Source organism: Streptomyces sp. NPDC027189, assembly GCF_055566975.1.
This window is the reverse complement of the sequence record NZ_JBVHRI010000080.1, coordinates 1-2,082: the sequence shown is the minus strand read 5'-3', so window position 1 is coordinate 2,082 and position 2,082 is coordinate 1. Positions and strand designations below refer to the sequence as shown.

The 2,082-nt window shown below is 70.0% G+C and carries 1 protein-coding gene; it reads left to right on the top strand.

Annotation, left to right across the window (positions count from 1 at the left end):
- The coding region (locus ACZ4RZ_RS50255; RefSeq protein WP_467754371.1) for a condensation domain-containing protein at positions 1-2,082 on the top strand (2,082 nt) is incomplete at both ends.

Sequence of the window (2,082 nt, the reverse complement as noted above, 5' to 3'; positions counted from 1 at the left end):
AGCTGGTGTATGCGGGCCGGGTGGATGACCAGGTCAAGGTGCGGGGCTTCCGCATTGAACTGGGTGAGGTCCAGGCCGTGTTGGCAGGCCATCCGTTGGTGCGGCAGGCGGCGGTGATCGTGCGGGAGGACCGCCCCGGCGACCAGAGGCTGACCGCCTACGTGGTCGCGGACGGTGTGAGCGTGGAGGAGTTGCGCGCGCATGCGGCGGCCCTCCTGCCGGACTATATGGTGCCGTCCGCGTTCGTGATCCTCGATGCGCTGCCGCTGACTTCGAACGGGAAGCTGGACCGCCGTGCTCTTCCGGCTCCCGAGTATGGGCCGGAGGGTGAGGGGCGTGGCCCGCGCACGCCGCGCGAGGAGATCCTCTGCGCCCTGTTCGCGGACATGCTGGGTGTGGAGTCGGTGACGATCGACGACGACTTCTTCCGTCTGGGCGGTCATTCGCTGCTCGCGACGAAGCTGGCCGGCCGCATCCGTACCACCCTCGGTGCGGAGCTGCCCATCCGTCAGCTCTTCGAGACTCCCACCGTCGCCGGCCTCGCCACCGCACTGGCGGCCGGGTCGCAGGACGTGCGCCGCAGCGTGACCGTGGCGGATCCGCGACCGTCCCGCATCCCGCTGTCCTACGCGCAGCAACGCCTCTGGTTCCTCAACCAGTTCGAGGGACCCAGCGCGACCTACAACATCCCCCTCGCACTGAGGCTCACGGGCGTTCTGGACCACAACGCGCTGCGACAGGCGCTGGGGGACGTCGTCGCTCGCCACGAGAGTCTGCGCACCCTCTTCGCCGAGGATGCGGACGGCGCGTACCAGGTCGTCCGCTCCACGGGGGAGGCCCGACCTGAACTGACCGTGGTCGAGACGGACAGGGAACGGATCGAGGAGGAGCTGCGGGAAGCGGCCCGGCGAGGCTTCGACCTCTCCGCCGCCTCCGGTGAACTGCCCTTGCGGGCCACGCTGTTCAGGCTCGGGGACGAGGAGCACGTCCTCCTGCTGCTCCTGCACCACATCGTGAGTGACGCGTGGTCGCGTGCCCCGCTGGCCCGTGACCTGACGGCGGCGTACGCGGCCCGCGCGGCCGGCGGGTCCCCGTCGTGGGAGCCGCTCCCGGTGCAGTACGCCGACTACAGCCTCTGGCAGCGCGAGGTCCTCGGCTCCGAGGAGGACCCTGAGAGCGAGATCGCGCGCCAACTCACCTACTGGACCGAGACGTTGGCCGGTCTGCCGGACCAGCTGGAGCTGCCGTACGACCGTCCCCGCCCCTCCGTCGCCTCCTACCGCGGCGACCGCATCCCCTACGAGATCCCGTCGGATCTCTACGACAAGGTGGTGGCGCTCGCCCACGAGACGCAGGCGAGCCCGTTCATGGTGCTCCAGGCCGGCCTCGCGGCACTCCTGACAAAGCTGGGCGCGGGCAATGACATCCCCATCGGGACGCCCATCGCCGGCCGCACCGACGAAGCCCTCGACGACCTCATCGGTGTGTTCATCAATACGCTCGTGCTGCGCACCGACACCTCGGGCCGCCCCTCGGCCCGCGCTCTCGTCGAGCGCGTCCGTACGCAGAATCTGGCGGCGTACGCCCACCAGGACCTGCCGTTCGAGCGGCTCGTCGAGGTGATCAACCCGGAGCGTTCGCTCGGCCGGCACCCGCTCTTCCAAGTGCTCCTGGCCTTCAACAACACGGACACGGCCGCCGTCGACGACGCGGTGGCGCAACTGCCGGGTCTCTCGGTCTCGCGTGCCACCGCCGACACGGGCGTGGGGAAGTTCGACCTCTCCTTTGCCTTCGCCGAGCAGTCGGCCGGGACCGCCGGACTTCAGGGCGTCCTGGAGTACAGCACCGACCTGTTCGACCGGAGCACGGTCGAAGCCCTCGGCAGGCGCTATCTGCGTCTGCTCCAGGCCATGGTCGACGCCCCGGACGCCCCGCTCGACCGGACGGCTCTCCTGGACGAGACCGAGTCACGGACTCTCCTGGCCGACTGGAATGACACGGCGTGTGAGGTGCCGGGGCGTTCGGTGGTGGAGCTGTTCGAGGAGCAGGTGGCGCGGACGCCGGATGCCGAGGCCGTGGTGG